Here is a 16,252-nt window from a genome sequence, read left to right on the forward strand (position 1 = left end):
GTAATTGCTCAGCAGGCTGTCGGCCAATTTAACCAGTTCAGGATCAGGTTTGACTCGTTTGGCGCGCTTGGATTTTGGCTCGGTCATTGGATTTCCTTGGGGTAGGCAGTCTCCTGCCAAATGACCGTTTACACAAAACTAATTACACCCTCTGCGCCTCGTCCACCACCAGCAGCGAGATCGGTACTTGCTGCAAAAAATGCCGGAAGCGCTCGTTCTTCAGGCGCTCCACGGAGATCATCAGAATCTTCAGTTCGCCGGACTTCGCCCGGGCCATGACATCGCTGGCGTCTTCGCGATTCTGCGAAGAATCGATACTGCCCGCCGAGATGCCGTGGCGTTGCAGGAACGCCAGCTGATCCTGCATCAACGCCAGCAGCGGTGAGACCACCAGCGTCAGGTGCGGCAGCAACAGCGCCGGCAATTGGTAGCAAAGGGATTTGCCGGAACCGGTGGGGAAAATCGCCGCCGCCGAGCGCCCCGCCAGCACAGCACCGACGGCCGCCTCCTGACCGGGTCGAAATTGTGGATAACCGAAAACCTGTTCCAGGGTGTTGTGCATAAGCTGTCACTCCATTGACTGCTGCGGAGTCAAAAGCCTAGCCGGCGATCGCAGCGAGTCGAGAAAAGGTCGGGGGCAAAAACGATACCGGATGATACAGCGAATGGCGGGAAGGGCTTGGGGAGTCGGGCGACTGACAGATCGCTTTCGCGAGCACACCCACCGCAAAACTCGGAATACCCGACAGTTTCCAAAGCCCCCCTCTGCCAATACTTGCTCAATAGCGACTGATAACCCAGTAGGCATTTTTACCGGCAGCGGCTTCGTCGCACAAATCTCCGACAATGTGTAAGCCTTATCCTCGGAGCACGATAAATACCCTACAAAGCCTGTCCATTTCAGCCGTCTTGTCCCGCAACGCCACACCCTTCTATAGTTTCCGGCGCGGCTGAAAACAGTGTCTCGGCCTGCCCGGGAACACTTGCCGATTTCGCACAGGACCCACTCGATGAAAAAAACCGACACGCTGACAGCCCGCTATCACCCGCTCAAGACCCGCTACAGCGAAACCCCTGTGCTGGTCATTGATACCGAGGCTGACCCCTTCGAGATCCTCGACGCCGCCCGACAACGCATCCGCGCCGCCAGCGACCTGCTCGAAACCCTTTATTGCACGTGTTTCAAACAGGCCGAAGCGAGCGACATCCCCAAGATCGTCGGCGCCCTGTACCTGCTGACCCAGGACGGCAACGACCTGCTCGACATCGCCCGCCAGCGCTTGCCGAAATTCACCGGCTGAAGCACCACCACCTGTGGGAGCGAGCCCGCTCGCGAAGAACGATAACGCGGTGCACTTGTGGATAAGTCTGTCAGCAACGCCCTATCAAAGCTTCGGCAAGGTCCTACAAAACAAGACAACTTGTCGGCTATCGCCAGCCAGTGGCTCGAACATATAGTCCGGACTGTCGCTGCCAAATCAGCGACTCGGGCTTGGTCACTCGAATAAGAGAGAACGCACATTTCCACTTACTAGAGGTTTTCTTCAGTGGCCACACCAAATCCATTTCCAAATCGATATCGTCCACTCAAAACGAACTTAACCGACACCCCGCCCCTGATCATCGACACAGAGGCCAACCCGCAAGACATCCTCGAAGCCGCCCTCCAGCGCATCCGGGCCTCCAGTGACCTGCTGCAAACCCTGCACTGCCAATGCTTCAAACACGGCGACATCAAAGACATCCCGCACATCACCCACGCCCTCTACCTGCTGACCCAGGACGGCTGCGACCTGCTCAAAGTCGCCCAGCAACGCATGCTCAACTGGAAAGCCCCGGTCTGATCTTTAATGGAGATCGCTCCCACGCACTGCGCAGGAGCGATCAAGAAACAAGAATTGCTCCGATGGAAACAAACCACTCAATTCCCTCATCGGATACAGAAGGAAACCATGAGCAGTTTTTTTGATGAGCTAATGGAAAGCGTGCAACAAATGAGCGAGATCCTGCGGGGTGAACGTCGGTCCTCCGTGCAAACTGAAAACGCTGAGCCAGAAGCAATCAACTCAGCCGGCCCTTCCTCTCAAGTCCGACGACCAATAAGATCCGTTCAGGCCCAAACGGATCTCCCTCAATGAACCTCGCCCCCAACCTCCCCGACGACCACTTGATGCAGCAACTCATGCAACTGCTGCATGAAGAACTCGGCTTCCCCGAACGCAAAACCATCAGCCTCGGCACCTCGATCAACTTCGACCTGGGCTGCAACGGTGCAGACGCCCGGCATTTGATCGAAACCCTGGAAGACCACTTCGCCATCGATTTCGTGGATTTCGACAGCTATCGCTATTTCCAGCCCGACGGCTTTGACGTGAATCTAAAGCGAAAAGCCAAGGGTCGCGGCGAGAAGGTGCCTTTGACCATCGGCATGCTCTACCGGGCCATCAAGGCCCAACGCTGGGACACGGATGAGCTCGAGGGCCTGTAACGGTCCTACGCATTCTGACTTGCCCACGAAAAACTGAATTTTGCGCACAAAAAAGCCGCCCCGAGGGGCGGCTTCTTCGTTAGCTCAATCCAGCGCTTACAGCTTTGGACCAGCAGCCTTGATCGCGTCGCTCACTTCGAACTTCTTGAAGTTCTCGATGAACAGGCCGGCCAGTGCTTTGGCGGCTTCGTCGTAGGATGGCTTGTCGGCCCAGGTGTTGCGTGGGTTCAGCAGGCCAGTCTCAACGCCCGGTACGGCCACTGGCACGTCGAGGTTGATGGTGTCCAGGTGCTCGGTCTCGGTACCGATCAGCGCGCCGCTCTGGATCGCTGCGATCACGGCACGAGTGGTCGGGATGTTGAAGCGTTTGCCGACGCCGTAGCCACCGCCGGTCCAGCCGGTGTTGACCAGGTAGACCTTGGAGCCGAAGCCGCGGATGCGCTTGATCAGCAGCTCAGCGTATTCACCGGCCGGACGCGGGAAGAACGGTGCGCCGAAGCAGGTGGAGAAGGTCGACTTGATGCCGCTGCCCGAACCCATTTCGGTCGAACCGACCAGAGCGGTGTAACCGGACAGGAAGTGATAAGCCGCTTGTTCTTCGTTGAGGATCGACACTGGCGGCAGTACGCCGGTCAGGTCGCAGGTCAGGAAGATCACAGCGTTCGGCTCGCCACCGAGGTTCTTCTCGGAGCGCTTGGCAACGTGCTCCAGCGGGTAGGCGGCGCGGCTGTTCTGGGTCAGGCTGACATCAGCGTAGTCGGCGTGCTTGGCATCGTCGATAACGACGTTTTCCAATACCGCGCCGTGCTTGATGGCTTTCCAGATAACCGGCTCGTTTTTCTCGGACAGGTCGATGCACTTGGCATAGCAACCGCCTTCGATGTTGAACACAACGCCTTCGCCCCAGCCGTGCTCGTCGTCACCGATCAGGTAACGGCTTTCGTCGGCCGACAGGGTGGTCTTGCCGGTACCGGACAGACCGAAGAACAGGGTCACGTCGCCCTCTTCGCCGATGTTGGCGGCGCAGTGCATTGGCAGTACGTCGGCAGCCGGCAGCAGGAAGTTCTGCACCGAGAACATGGCTTTCTTCATTTCACCGGCGTAAAGCATGCCGGCGATCAGCACTTTCTTCTGTGCGAAGTTGAGGATCACGCAGCCGTCGGAGTTGGTGCCGTCACGCTCTGGTACGCACTCGAAGTTGGCAACATTGAGGACTTGCCACTCGTCACGACCCGCCGGGTTGTACTGAGCTGGGTTGATGAACAGGCAACGGCCGAACAGGTTCTGCCAGGCAGTCTGGGTGGTCATCTTCACAGCCAGGTAGTGCTCGGAAGCCGCACCTACATGTACGTAGGAAACGAAATGCTCTTGCGCGTTGTTGAATGCCTCAACGCGAGCCCACAGGGCGTCGAACTTGTCGGCCGGGAACTTGCGGTTGATCGGTCCCCAGGCGATGGCGGCCTGGGTGCTAGGCTCTTCAACGATGAAACGATCGACTGGCGAACGGCCGGTACGGTGACCGGTACGAACAACCAGTGCGCCGGTATCGGCAAGCTCGCCTTCACCACGGTTGAGGGCTTCTTTAACCAGATCATCAACACTCAGATCGGTGTACACGGCATTGTTGGCTTGCGTCATGAGGTTCCCCGTCGGCCAGTGGCCGAGTGCTCCAAACGTTTTTGTAGTAGAAAGTCGTGCACTACTACCGTGGAAAAAGTGGGCCGGATTATGCCAGAAAAGCCCAAAAAAAGTAGACCCCTCCTGTCGTAACGGCGTTAATCCGGCGCAAGGCAGTGAATTTACCTGCGCTGAACCGTTTTAGTGACGGGTATCTGACGGCGTCTCGATACCCGCGCCGGCGAACAATTGAGTGACATCGGCCGCGTCAAACAGGTAGCGCTGGTTGCAGAACTGGCAATCGATTTCGATGTTGCCACCGTGTTCGACCACCAATTGCTGCGCGTCTTCCATACCCAGACTGACCAGCGCATTGGCCGAACGTTCGCGCGAGCAGCTGCAACGGAAGCGCAGCTTCTGCACATCGAACAGACGCACCTGCTCGTCGTGGTACAGGCGATGCAACACGGTTTCGTTGTCCAGGCTCAACAGCTCATCGGCGGTCAGCGTACCACCCAGGGTGGTGATGTGCTGCCAGCTGGCGGCGCGTTCGTCATCGTCTTTCAAACGGTCGGCCGGCAGTTGCTGCAGCAACAGGCCACGGGCGCGACGACCATCGGCACAGAGCTTGATGCGGGTGCCAATCTGCTGGGACATGACGAAGTAGTTGGTGAAGCAGTCGGACAACGTTTCGCCATCCAGATCGACGACGCCCTGGTAGCGTTGGCCCCGTTTCGGGTCGACGGTCAATGTCAGCGAGCCGTCCGGCATCAGGTCAGCCAGGGTAGCGTCAAGGGCAATGCGGTCGGCCTCGTAACGGGCCAGACCCCGGATGTCACGCTCGCTGGAGCACTCGATCATCAGCAGCGGGATCGGGCCTTCGGAGCGTGCCTGCAGAATCAGCAAGCCATCGAACTTCAACGTGCCGACCAGCAACGATGCGGCCGCCATCAGCTCGCCGAGCAGTTGCGCGACCGGCTGCGGGTAGGCGTGTTTGGCCAGGACTTCGGCGTAGCTGAGCTCCAACGAGACCAGCTCGCCACGGGTGTCGCTGTCATCGAAGATGAAGCGTTGTGTGAAGTCGTTATCCGCGTGATCGGTCATAGGTCTGGGTATCTGAAGTAGTGAAAAAGGTTACAGAAAACAAGAAATTGCCCTTGCGCCACCCCCCGGGTGCGCAACGTTCAGCCATGAAAGGCATTTTATGAACAATCCGGGCCTGATCCAAGCAAGGTGGAACAAGCGCTGATGGGTTCCGGGTCGTTTCCCGTCCTGCACTGCTGGCAATGTGGTTATGGCCTACAGGTCAGAGACTGTGTGTGATTTTCGACGAGCGGCGATATCGTCCTTGCGATGCACTGCTGGCCAGGCACAGATATGGATGCGCACCGGGTCAATTGCAAGTCTTGGCCTGAAGGCGCGGTGAAACCTGGCGAGTGCTGCGCACTCGATCGCGGGCAAGCCACGCTCCCACAGGAACGGCACAAACCCTTGTGGGAACGGGCTTGCCCGCGATAGCGGTCTGGCACTCGCCCAAGAAATATCTGTATTAGTCGTCGTTACTGCTGCCACGAAACTTGAACAAATCCCGCCGCTGCTTCTTGCTCGGCTTACCGTCGGTGCTCACGCCCAGGGCTCCGGCTTTTCTTTGCGCCGCGGCCTCTTCGCGCTTGGCGATGCTGGCCAGGGTTTCGGCATACAAGGTTTGCGCCTGCGGTGCGCCGCGACGAACGATCGACAGTGCCAGGACTACCACCGTGCGCTCTTCGAAACCTGTGCGAATCACAAATTCGTCGCCAATACGCGGCTCCTTGCCCGGCTTGCAGCGTTCGCCCCGGCAATGCACCTTGCCGCTTTCAATCGCCGCCTTGGCCAGGGCGCGGGTTTTGTAGAATCGTGCAGCCCACAACCATTTATCGAGGCGGACTTTGTCGTCCTCTTCGTTTTTTTGTGCCATGGAATTTCCTCATTCTGAAATATTGGTGAACTGTACTACCGTTTCTGACGTACCAAGAATTTCACCGGCTCGGATTACAATGCTGACATTCCATAACCTCCTTGGGAGGCTGGAAATCCGGGCCGTAGATATCTGTCGCCTTTTAATCATTATTCTGCGTGAATACCGCGAATCCGGCCGTATGCGGCCCGAGCGGTTTTACCGGTTGAGCACTATTGAAGACATTTGACCATTTGACCGTTGTCGGTCTGCGCGAGTGGGTGGCGCTCCCGGATTTGGGAGTCGCCGGCCTTCGGGCAAAAATCGACACCGGTGCCAGCACCTCAAGCCTCCACGCCACCGAAATCGAGCCGTTCGAGCGCGATGGTGAGCAGTGGGTGCGTTTTACCGCCCACCTGGGTTCCGTCGTACAACTGCGCCACCGACGCTGCGAAGCTCCGTTGGTGACGATGAAAACCATTAAAAGCTCAAACGGTCACGCGCAGGTGCGATACGTGATCAGCACCACCCTGGCCCTTGGTGATCGGGTCTGGCGGGTCGAGTTCACGCTCGCCTGCCGCAAGTCCATGCGTTATCGCCTGCTGCTCGGCTCCAAAGCCCTGATCCACGGCCAGTTGGTGGTCAATCCGGGCATCAAGTATGTACAAGACAAGCCGGTGTTCCCGGTATCTACCTCCTCCACAGGTGTTGCATGAAGATCGCTGTGCTGTCGCGGAATCCGCGTCTGTATTCCACCCGTCGTCTGGTCGAAGCCGGTACCGAGCGTGGCCATGAAATGGTGGTGGTCGACACCTTGCGCGCCTACATGAACATCGCCAGCCACAAGCCACAAATCCACTACCGCGGCAAACCGCTGGAGGGTTTCGATGCGGTGATTCCACGGATCGGCGCTTCCGTGACCTTTTATGGCTGCGCAGTGCTGCGCCAGTTCGAAATGATGGGGGTATTTCCGCTCAACGAATCGGTGGCCATTGCCCGTTCCCGGGACAAGCTGCGTTCGCTGCAATTGCTGTCCCGTCGCGGGATCGGTTTGCCGGTGACCGGGTTTGCCCACTCCCCCGATGACATTCCCGACCTGATCGAAATGGTCAACGGCGCGCCGTTGGTGATCAAGGTCCTGGAAGGTACCCAGGGCATCGGCGTGGTGCTGTGCGAAACCGCCACGGCCGCGGAGTCGGTGATCGAGGCGTTCATGGGCCTCAAGCAGAACATCATGGTTCAGGAGTACATCAAGGAAGCCGGTGGTGCGGACATTCGCTGCTTCGTCGTCGGCGACAAGGTAATTGCAGCGATGAAGCGCCAGGCCAAACCCGGCGAGTTTCGCTCCAACCTGCATCGCGGTGGCAGCGCGAGCCTGATCAAGATCACCCCGGAAGAACGCATGACGGCGTTGCGTGCGGCGAAGGTCATGGGGCTGGCGGTGGCAGGCGTCGACATCCTGCGCTCCAATCACGGGCCGTTGGTGATGGAGGTGAACTCGTCGCCGGGTCTTGAGGGGATCGAGACCACCACCGGGAAGAATGTGGCGGGGATCATCATCGAGCATCTGGAGAAGAATGGTGGGCCGAATATGACGCGGACCAAAGGGAAGGGCTGAGGCTCATCTACTGTGGCGAGGGAGCTTGCTCCCGTTGGACCGGGCTGGCGCTCCAGGCCGAAGGACTCCCAAATCCCACAATCGTGTTCTTGCACTTCGGACACGGTTGTCTGGTTTTGCGGCTGCTGCGCAGCCGAACGGGAGCAAGCTCCCTCGCCACAAAGGCCTCTGTGTTTGCTAAACAGCATCCCGCGGCAACATCAACCCCAACGGCAACCGCACCCGAGCTTCCAGCCCACCGCCCGAGCGGTTACGCAGCTCAACATTCCCGCCATGCATCGAAGCAATCCGCTTCACGATCGCCAGACCTAATCCGGTACCTTTGCCACCCCGGGCACGATCACCGCGAGTGAACGGGTTGAAAATCGCTTCCAGTTCCGATGGATCAATACCGGCACCACGGTCCATGACACTCAGCACCACATACGGTGCGCTGGTATCCCCGGATACATACGCCGCCACCTCCACACCGCTGCCAGCATGATGCAGCGCGTTGCCGATCAGGTTGTTCAGCAGCCGCTTCATCGACACACGACGCAGTGGGAACGGCTGGATAGGCTCCAGGCGTAACCGCACTTTTTCTTCGGTCTGGTTATACGGTGCGGCAACTTCACGGACCAGGTCGCTCAGGTCAACCTCTTCCACCGACTCATCGCGCCCGTCACGAATGAACGCCAGGAACTGATCGAGAATCGCATCCATGTCCTCGATGTCACGAACCATGTCATTGGTCAGGTCAGTGTGATCGCCCATCAGCTCCAGGGACAGGCGCAAGCGGGTCAATGGCGTGCGCAAGTCGTGGGACACCCCGGCCAGCATCAGTTCACGCTCGCGACCGGCCTGCTCGACGTCTTCGGCCATCTGGTTGAAGGCGCGGTAAACTTCGGTCATCTCACTCGGCGTATCGCTGATCGGCAGGCGTACGCTGCGACCCTGACCGAGTTGCCGCGCGGCATACACCAGACGCTTCAAAGGTTGATTGAGCTGGCTGACGAAGATCCAGGCCGAAGCGGTGGACAGCAGGCCAATGGCGAGGAACCAGCCCAGTACGTTCCAGATTTTCTGGCCGCGCAGCGGATGGGGATAAAGCGGTACTTTCAGCCAGCCATCGCCCAGGCTTGGCGCCCGGACCCACAGCGCCGGTGGCGAATGCATGCGCAGCCGGACTTCAGTGTCGGCACCCAACTCCGCCTGCATCTGCCGCTGGTAGATCTCGCTGTAAGGCCAGTGCTGTTCGCCTTCCGGCACGCCGGCACCCACCACCCGTATCAGGGTCGCGGCCTCGGCGATCTTGCCGCGACTTTCTTCATCGGCCGCCCAATAGGCGCGCAGCGTCAGGGCGACACCGTGGCTGTACTGGCGGTCCACCAATACGTCTTCGTTCATCAGCAGATAAACCAGGGTCAGTGCCTTGGAGAAGAGTACGACGATGAGCACCAGCCAAAGGGTGCGGGAGAAGAAGCTCTGGGGGAACCAAACGGGGGTTTTCATGGATAACCGTTAAACACTTGCAGGAGCGAGCGATGCTCGCATATTGCGGATCGCGAGTCTGCGGACAGGATCGATTGATCCGCTGTCCGCATGACCCGCTCCTACAAATCGCCAATCACTTGGTGGCGGTACCATCCGGTACAAACACGTAACCCACGCCCCAGACAGTCTGGATGTAACGCGGTTTGGACGGATCGGGCTCGATCATCCGGCGCAGACGAGAAATCTGCACATCGATGGAACGCTCCAGAGCATCCCACTCGCGGCCACGAGCCAGGTTCATCAGTTTGTCGCGGGTCAGCGGCTGACGTGCGTTCATCACCAGAGCCTTGAGTACAGCGAACTCACCGGTGGTGAGCATGTGCACTTCTTCGCCGCGCTTGAGCTCGCGGGTGGCCAGGGACAACTCGTAGTCACCGAAGGTCACGCTTTCGTCTTCGCTGCCCGGGGCGCCAGGCACCGGAGCCGACTGGCGACGCAATACCGCTTTGACGCGAGCCATCAGCTCATCGGGGTTGAACGGCTTGGCCAGGTAATCGTCGGCGCCCAGCTCCAGGCCCTTGATACGACTCAGCTCGTCGCCCTTGGCGGTGAGCATGATGATCGGAATCTGGTTGTTCGCGCTGCGCAGGCGGCGGCAGGCGGTCAGGCCGTCTTCGCCGGGCAACATCAGGTCGAGGACGACCAGGTTGAACACTTCGCGCGCCAGCAGGCGATCCATTTGCTCGGTGTTCGGTACGGCGCGGGCGCGGTAGCCCTTGCTGACGAAAAAACGTTCCAGCAGGCTGCTGAGCCCCGGATCGTCGTCAACGATAAGAATTTTTTCGCCTTCAGCAGTTTGTGCAGTGCTGCTCATTGGATGCTCCTTTGATCTCGGCGCGCATTATGGCGTAGCTGCCGTTATACGCACCGTGTGCATTGTTAGCAGATTTTTCCTCCAGCGCCAGAAAACCGGCCATTGCACCTGCAATCCGCGATGTCCCCGAATGCCGGAACGCTGGTTATAATGCGCGGCCTTTTGTGTCAGGCAACGTCAGACAGGTACTACAGACGGACGCGTTTTTTTTCATGGCGTCGGCAGTAATTGTTCGATTTCACGGGTCAACGGGATACCTTTTGATCCAGGTAGCGGCGCAGGCCAGGCCGCTCAACCAGACTCGCCCAGGTCCTATCTCTGCGCCTGCGAGCCTGCTTTCACAATTTGTCAGGTGGTTTTATGGACAGCATCAACAGCCGCATCGCCGAGGAACTCGGTGTACGCCCACAACAGGTCGAAGCGGCCGTCGCGCTACTCGATGAAGGCTCTACCGTTCCCTTCATCGCCCGTTACCGGAAAGAAGTGACCGGCAGCCTCGACGATACGCAATTGCGTCATCTGGAAGAGCGCCTGCGCTACCTGCGAGAACTCGACGAACGGCGTATCAGCATCCTCGCCAGCATCCAGGAGCAGGGCAAGCTGACCCCGCAACTTGAACGCGACATCAAGCTCGCCGACACCAAGACCCGTCTCGAAGACTTGTACCTGCCGTACAAGCAGAAGCGCCGCACCAAGGGCCAGATCGCCCTGGAAGCCGGCCTGGGCGAGCTGGCCGACGGTCTGTTCAACGACCCGTCCCTGAGCCCGGAAACCGAAGCCGCACGCTTCATCGACGCGGAAAAAGGCGTGGCCGATGTGAAGGCTGCCCTCGAAGGCGCCAAGTACATCCTGATGGAACGCTTCGCCGAAGACGCAGGCCTCTTGGACAAGCTGCGCAACTACCTGAAGCAGGAAGCCACCCTCAGTGCCCGCGTGATTGCTGGCAAGGAAGAGGAAGGCGCCAAGTTCCGCGATTACTTTGAACACGACGAACCGCTCAAAAGCATGCCGTCGCACCGCGCGCTGGCGATTTTCCGTGGTCGCAACGAAGGCATCCTCAGCTCAGCGCTAAAAGTCGGCGACGAACTGCCGGGCACCATGCACCCGTGCGAAGGCATGATCGGCCAGCAATTCGGCATCCAGAACCAGAACCGTGCCGCCGACAAATGGCTGGGCGAAGTGGTGCGCTGGACCTGGAAGGTCAAGCTCTACACCCACCTGGAGACGGATCTGCTGGGCGAACTGCGCGATGGCGCGGAAACCGAAGCGATCAACGTATTCGCCCACAACCTGCACGACCTGCTGCTGTCGGCCCCGGCCGGCCCACGCGCCACCCTGGGCCTCGACCCGGGCCTGCGCACCGGTTGCAAGGTCGCCGTGGTCGACTCCACCGGCAAGCTGCTGGATCACGCCACGGTTTACCCGCACGTGCCGCACAACAAATGGGACCAGACCCTCGCCGTGCTCGCCGCCCTGTGCGCCAAGCACTCGGTGGACCTGATCGCCATCGGCAACGGTACCGCCAGCCGCGAGACCGACAAGCTGGCCGCTGAGCTGATCAAAAAATACCCAGCCATGAAGATGACCAAGGTCATGGTTTCCGAGGCCGGCGCATCGGTTTACTCGGCATCGGAGCTGGCCTCCAAGGAATTCCCGGACCTCGACGTGTCGATCCGTGGCGCCGTGTCGATTGCCCGTCGCCTGCAAGACCCGTTGGCTGAGCTGGTGAAAATCGATCCGAAATCCATCGGCGTCGGCCAGTACCAGCACGACGTGTCGCAACTGAAACTGGCCCGTGGCCTGGATGCGGTGGTCGAGGACTGCGTGAACGCCGTCGGCGTGGATGTGAACACTGCGTCCGTGGCGCTGCTGGCACGGATCTCCGGCCTCAACGCGACCCTGGCGCAGAACATCGTCAGCCACCGCGACGAGCACGGTGCGTTCAAGACCCGCGCTGCGCTGAAGAAAGTCGCGCGCCTGGGCGAGAAAACCTTCGAACAGGCCGCTGGATTCCTGCGCGTCATGAATGGCGAAAACCCGCTGGACTCGTCGGCGGTTCACCCGGAAGCCTATCCGCTGGTTCAGCGCATCGCCGCCGAAACCGACCGTGACATCCGCTCGCTGATTGGCGATGCCGCGTTCCTCAAGCGCCTCGATCCGAAGAAGTACACCGATGAAACCTTCGGTCTGCCGACCGTGACCGACATCCTCCAGGAACTGGAAAAACCCGGCCGCGACCCGCGTCCCGAGTTCAAGACCGCCGAGTTCCAGGAAGGCGTCGAAGACCTCAAGGACCTTCAACTGGGCATGATCCTCGAAGGCGTGGTGACCAACGTGACCAACTTCGGTGCCTTCGTCGATATCGGCGTGCATCAGGACGGTTTGGTGCACATCTCTGCACTTTCGGAGAAGTTCATCAAGGATCCACGGGAAGCGGTGAAGGCCGGTGACGTGGTGAAAGTGAAGGTCATGGAAATCGACATCCCGCGCAAACGCGTTGGCCTGTCGATGCGCATGAGCGACACCCCGGGCGAGAAGATCGACGGCGCTCGCGGCGCGCGTCCGGGGTCAGCGCCACGCCAGTCCCAGAACACCGCACCGCGCAAGGAAACCACGGCGGCAGCACCGAGCAACAATGCCATGGCTTCGCTGTTCGCCAATGCCAAGCAGTTGAAGAAACGCTGATGGACATTCCCGCCGGGCTGACCGAAAGCGCGTTTTTCAAGCTGCTGGGCTGCCGCTTGCACAGTCTGGAAACCGGGGTGGCGCAAGTCGCCCTGGCGCTGGAACCGGAGCTGCGCAATCGCGGCGGCAAGCTGCACGGCGGGGCCTTGTTCAGCCTGGTGGACATTGCCATGGGGCTGGCCTGTTCCAGCACCCACGGCTTTGACCAGCAGAGTGCGACCATCGAGTGCAAGATCAACTACATCCGAGCCGTCTCAGATGGCGAGGTGATGTGCACGGCGCGGGTGATCCACCCGGGCCGCCGCACATTGGTGGTCGAGGCCGATGTGATGCAGGGCGACAAACTGGTCGCAAAAGCACAAGGCACGTTCGCTGTCCTGTAGCTAGTCGTCATCAATTTGAGTTAATTTCGGCAGTACGCAACCTGTGGGAGCGGGCTTGTGGCGAGGGGGCTTGCCCCCGTTTGAGTGCGTAGCACTCACAAAATCCTGGTATATGAGAGACTTTGGGGCTGCTTCGCAGCCCAACGGGGGCAAGCCCCCTCGCCACAGACTTGCTCCCACAGGGATTACTGCAATCAGTTATTTACCGGTTCAGTGCGGCTCCAAAACCAGGCGAAAACGCCAGTTTTAACTTCACCCTTGTAGACCGTCTTGCCCACCCCCATATTGGGGCGACTGACGCGTGAAGGAATCCAACTTGAGCGAACTTCTCAACCGCCGCCTGGCTCTGCTCGGCGAGCGCGCTAACCTCTCTCTGCTCGAACAGTGCCTTCACGGCATCGAACGTGAATGCCTGCGCGTGACCGATGAAGGTCGCCTGGCGCAAACGCCGCACCCGGAAGAATTGGGTTCCGCGCTGACCAATGAACAGATCACCACCGACTACTCCGAGTCGCTGCTGGAGTTCATCACCCCGGCCCTGCCCGATCCTGCCGATACGCTGGCGAGCCTGGACAGCATTCACCGCTTTGCCTACAGCAAGCTCGGTAACGAGTACCTGTGGAGCCCATCGATGCCGTGCCCGTTGCCGGCCGAGGAAGATATCCCGATCGCCTATTACGGCACGTCCAATATCGGGCAGCTCAAGTACGTCTACCGCAAGGGTCTGGCCCTGCGTTACGGCAAGACCATGCAATGCATTGCCGGCATCCACTACAATTTTTCCCTGCCGGAAAAACTCTGGCCGTTGCTCAAGCAGGCCGAAGGCTTTGTCGGCACCGACCGCGATTTCCAGTCGTCGTCCTACATCGCGCTGATCCGCAACTTCCGCCGCTATAGCTGGCTGTTGATGTACCTGTTCGGTGCTTCACCCGCACTGGACGCCGGCTTCCTGCGCGGTCGTTCGCACCAGTTGGAACAACTGGACCCGCATACCCTGTACCTGCCGTACGCCACCAGCCTGCGCATGAGCGACCTGGGTTACCAGAGCAACGCCCAGGCTGGCCTGACGCCGTGCTACAACGATCTGAACAGCTACACCGACAGCCTGCGCAAAGCGGTGGCCACGCCGTATGCGCCGTATGTCGAAGTCGGCACCCACCAGGATGGCGAGTGGGTACAGCTCAACACCAACATCCTGCAGATCGAAAACGAGTACTACTCCAACATCCGCCCGAAACGCGTGACCTATACCGGCGAACGTCCTATCCAGGCGCTGATGGCCCGTGGCATCCAGTACGTCGAAGTACGCTGCCTGGACATCAACCCGTTCCTGCCGATGGGCATCGACCTTACCGAGTCGCGCTTCCTCGATGCGTTCCTGCTGTACTGCGCGCTCAATGACAGCCCGCTGCTGACCAACACCAGTTGCGGCAACGCGACCTCGAACTTCCTCAGCGTGGTCAAGGAAGGTCGTCGTCCGGGCCTGCAACTGCAACGGGATGGCCAGCCGGTTGACCTGAAGGAATGGGCCGGCGAGCTGCTGGAAAAAATCGCCCCTCTGGCGGCGATGCTCGACCAGTGCCATGGCGGCGATGCCCACAGCAAGGCGCTGGACACCCAGATGACCAAGGTCCAGGACCCGTCCCTGACGCCGTCGGCCCAGGTATTGGCGGCGATGGCCGAGCACAAGGAAAGCTTCGCCCAGTTCTCCCTGCGCCAGAGCCAGGCCCATGCCGAGTTCTTCCGCAGCGAGCCTTTGCCGGCTGAGGAGCAGGCGAAGTTTGAAGAGCGGGCGCGTTCGTCGCTGGCTCAGCAGGCTGAGCTGGAACAGAACGAAGTCGGTGATTTCGATGTGTTCGTCGGGGCGTACCAGGCGAGCATTCTGGCGATCAGTAACTAACCGTCAAACACAGGTCCCCTGTGGCGAGGGGGCTTGCCCCCGCTGGACTGCGCAGCAGTCCCAGATCAGACCGACACCGCAGTATTTAGGGTAAACCGAGTTGCCTGCATTACGACTGCTTCGCAGCCGAACGGGGCGGTTCGGCGCTCCGACAAGCCCCCTCGCCACAATTCAGCTGTCGCTCCTCAATATTCCCCTCATAAGCTAATTCGAAAAAGTTATTTATTTTCGAATTCTTAGATCATTTAGTCTCTTTCTCACGCCGACAATCGGTCGCCTGACAAGGAGCTTTCTGATGAAACTGACTTTCCCTCTACGCTTGCTGGCGGCCGCTTCCTTGGCTACCGCGAGTTTTTTTGCCCAGGCGGCCGACTTCACCGTCGCCTACCAGACCACCGTTGACCCGGCGAAAGTCGCCCAGGCTGACGGCGCTTACGAAAAGGCCACCAAGGCCGATATCAGCTGGCGCAAATTCGACAACGGTGCCGACATCATCGCCGCCATCGCCTCCGGTGACGTGCAGATCGGCTATCTGGGTTCCAGCCCTTTGACCGCCGCCATCACCCGTAAAGTCCCGGTCGAAACCTTCCTCATCGCCACCCAGATCGGCGCCGCCGAAGCCCTGGTCGCCCGCGACGGCTCCGGGATCAAGACCCCGCAAGACTTGATCGGCAAGAAGATCGCCGTGCCGTTCGTTTCCACCGGCCACTACAGCCTGCTCGCCGCGCTGAAGCACTGGAACATCGACCCGTCGAAAGTCACCGTTCTCAACCTGGCTCCACCCGCGATCATTGCCGCCTGGAAACGCGGTGACATCGACGCCACGTACGTGTGGGATCCGGCCCTCGGTGTCGCCAAGGAAAACGGCAAGGTACTGATCACCTCCGGCGAGCTGGCCAAGTTCGGCGCACCGACCTTCGACGCCTGGATCGTGCGCAAGGATTTCGCCGAGAAGCACCCGGAGATCGTCACCGCGTTCGCCAAAGTGACCCTGGACGCCTACGCCGATTACCGCAAAGACCCGCAAGCCTGGCTGGCCAACCAGGGCAACGTCGACAAGCTTGTAAAACTGTCTGGCGCCAAGGCCAGCGACATTCCATTGCTGTTGCAAGGCAACGTCTACCCACTGGCGGCTGACCAGGTGCTCACCCTCGGCGCGCCGACCACCAAAGCCATCACCGACACCGCGGCGTTCCTCAAGGAGCAAGGCAAGGTCGAGGCGGTACTGCCGGACTACGCGCCGTACGTCAGCGCCAAGTTCATCACCAACTGATCGGG

General features: G+C 59.8%; 14 protein-coding genes and 1 pseudogene. 9 read left to right on the top strand and 6 right to left on the bottom strand.

Going from position 1 to position 16,252, the window contains the following annotated elements; genetic code table 11:
- Positions 1-154 precede the first annotated feature (154 nt).
- A pseudogene (locus KGB07_RS10745) lies at positions 155-562 on the bottom strand (DEAD/DEAH box helicase); the annotation flags it as partial.
- A 448-nt stretch (positions 563-1,010) separates the two neighbouring features.
- Between KGB07_RS10745 and KGB07_RS10750 the strand changes: the two are divergent.
- From KGB07_RS10750 to KGB07_RS10760, 3 genes are all read left to right on the top strand, one after another.
- Entirely contained in the window at positions 1,011-1,301 is a 291-nt protein-coding gene (locus KGB07_RS10750; protein ID WP_046040800.1) for a hypothetical protein, read from the top strand.
- Between the two features lie 246 nt (positions 1,302-1,547).
- On the top strand, positions 1,548-1,844 hold the full coding sequence (locus KGB07_RS10755) for a hypothetical protein (protein WP_046040799.1): 297 nt from the start codon (positions 1,548-1,550) through the stop codon (positions 1,842-1,844).
- A 290-nt stretch (positions 1,845-2,134) separates the two neighbouring features.
- Complete coding sequence (locus KGB07_RS10760; protein WP_046040796.1) at positions 2,135-2,488, top strand: DUF1493 family protein; 354 nt, start codon at positions 2,135-2,137, stop codon at positions 2,486-2,488.
- Positions 2,489-2,584: 96 nt separating this feature from the next.
- Here the strand turns inward: KGB07_RS10760 and KGB07_RS10765 are convergent, their stop codons facing one another.
- The 3 genes from KGB07_RS10765 to KGB07_RS10780 form a co-directional block, all read right to left on the bottom strand.
- Positions 2,585-4,126, bottom strand: coding sequence for a phosphoenolpyruvate carboxykinase (locus KGB07_RS10765; RefSeq protein ID WP_046040794.1), 1,542 nt, complete (start codon positions 4,124-4,126; stop codon positions 2,585-2,587).
- Positions 4,127-4,306: 180 nt separating this feature from the next.
- Positions 4,307-5,209: an Hsp33 family molecular chaperone HslO gene (gene hslO / locus KGB07_RS10770; RefSeq protein ID WP_046040793.1), complete on the bottom strand. Its 903-nt coding sequence runs from the start codon at positions 5,207-5,209 to the stop codon at positions 4,307-4,309.
- A gap of 445 nt (positions 5,210-5,654) precedes the next feature.
- Complete coding sequence (locus KGB07_RS10780; RefSeq protein ID WP_008045331.1) at positions 5,655-6,062, bottom strand: RNA-binding S4 domain-containing protein; 408 nt, start codon at positions 6,060-6,062, stop codon at positions 5,655-5,657.
- Positions 6,063-6,337: 275 nt separating this feature from the next.
- Between KGB07_RS10780 and KGB07_RS10785 the strand changes: the two genes are divergently transcribed.
- Positions 6,338-6,757: an ATP-dependent zinc protease gene (locus KGB07_RS10785; protein WP_235863954.1), complete on the top strand. Its 420-nt coding sequence runs from the start codon at positions 6,338-6,340 to the stop codon at positions 6,755-6,757.
- Complete coding sequence (gene rimK, locus KGB07_RS10790) at positions 6,754-7,659, top strand: 30S ribosomal protein S6--L-glutamate ligase (protein ID WP_007972871.1); 906 nt, start codon at positions 6,754-6,756, stop codon at positions 7,657-7,659. The genes KGB07_RS10785 and rimK overlap by 4 nt, the downstream gene beginning before the upstream one ends.
- Before the next feature lie 177 nt (positions 7,660-7,836).
- Here the strand turns inward: rimK and KGB07_RS10795 are convergent, their stop codons facing one another.
- Positions 7,837-9,150: an ATP-binding protein gene (locus KGB07_RS10795; protein WP_046040789.1), complete on the bottom strand. Its 1,314-nt coding sequence runs from the start codon at positions 9,148-9,150 to the stop codon at positions 7,837-7,839.
- Between the two features lie 115 nt (positions 9,151-9,265).
- Positions 9,266-10,006 (bottom strand): two-component system response regulator OmpR, encoded by a 741-nt coding sequence (gene ompR, locus KGB07_RS10800; protein WP_046040787.1) that lies wholly within the window; start codon positions 10,004-10,006, stop codon positions 9,266-9,268.
- A gap of 360 nt (positions 10,007-10,366) precedes the next feature.
- Here ompR and KGB07_RS10805 point away from each other — a divergent pair, with 360 nt between their 5' ends.
- From KGB07_RS10805 to tauA, 4 genes are all read left to right on the top strand, one after another.
- Positions 10,367-12,691, top strand: coding sequence for a Tex family protein (locus KGB07_RS10805; RefSeq protein ID WP_150755933.1), 2,325 nt, complete (start codon positions 10,367-10,369; stop codon positions 12,689-12,691).
- The gene (locus KGB07_RS10810; RefSeq protein ID WP_007972875.1) at positions 12,691-13,074 is read left to right on the top strand and encodes a PaaI family thioesterase; all 384 of its coding nucleotides are present in this window, start codon (positions 12,691-12,693) and stop codon (positions 13,072-13,074) included. The genes KGB07_RS10805 and KGB07_RS10810 overlap by 1 nt, the downstream gene beginning before the upstream one ends.
- 316 nt (positions 13,075-13,390) lie before the next feature.
- Entirely contained in the window at positions 13,391-14,974 is a 1,584-nt protein-coding gene (gshA, locus tag KGB07_RS10815) for a glutamate--cysteine ligase (protein WP_223465369.1), read from the top strand.
- A 295-nt stretch (positions 14,975-15,269) separates the two neighbouring features.
- Positions 15,270-16,247, top strand: a complete 978-nt coding sequence (gene tauA, locus KGB07_RS10820; protein ID WP_046040783.1) for a taurine ABC transporter substrate-binding protein — start codon at positions 15,270-15,272, stop codon at positions 16,245-16,247.
- The last annotated feature ends 5 nt before the right edge of the window (positions 16,248-16,252 follow it).

Source organism: Pseudomonas sp. GL-RE-26, assembly GCF_019956275.1.
In the GTDB taxonomy this organism is placed as follows: Bacteria; Pseudomonadota; Gammaproteobacteria; order Pseudomonadales; family Pseudomonadaceae; genus Aquipseudomonas; species Aquipseudomonas grandcourensis.

Bases quoted from the DNA above. Each gene is read 5' to 3' on its own strand.
- KGB07_RS10805 (WP_150755933.1), top strand. From the start codon at position 10,367: ATGGACAGCATCAACAGCCGCATCGCCGAGGAACTCGGTGTACGCCCA.
- KGB07_RS10810 (WP_007972875.1), top strand. From the start codon at position 12,691: ATGGACATTCCCGCCGGGCTGACCGAAAGCGCGTTTTTCAAGCTGCTG.
- tauA (WP_046040783.1), top strand. From the start codon at position 15,270: ATGAAACTGACTTTCCCTCTACGCTTGCTGGCGGCCGCTTCCTTGGCT.
- hslO (WP_046040793.1), bottom strand. From the start codon at position 5,209: ATGACCGATCACGCGGATAACGACTTCACACAACGCTTCATCTTCGAT.
- ompR (WP_046040787.1), bottom strand. From the start codon at position 10,006: ATGAGCAGCACTGCACAAACTGCTGAAGGCGAAAAAATTCTTATCGTT.
- KGB07_RS10795 (WP_046040789.1), bottom strand. From the start codon at position 9,150: ATGAAAACCCCCGTTTGGTTCCCCCAGAGCTTCTTCTCCCGCACCCTT.
- KGB07_RS10760 (WP_046040796.1), top strand. From the start codon at position 2,135: ATGAACCTCGCCCCCAACCTCCCCGACGACCACTTGATGCAGCAACTC.
- KGB07_RS10780 (WP_008045331.1), bottom strand. From the start codon at position 6,062: ATGGCACAAAAAAACGAAGAGGACGACAAAGTCCGCCTCGATAAATGG.
- rimK (WP_007972871.1), top strand. From the start codon at position 6,754: ATGAAGATCGCTGTGCTGTCGCGGAATCCGCGTCTGTATTCCACCCGT.
- KGB07_RS10750 (WP_046040800.1), top strand. From the start codon at position 1,011: ATGAAAAAAACCGACACGCTGACAGCCCGCTATCACCCGCTCAAGACC.
- KGB07_RS10765 (WP_046040794.1), bottom strand. From the start codon at position 4,126: ATGACGCAAGCCAACAATGCCGTGTACACCGATCTGAGTGTTGATGAT.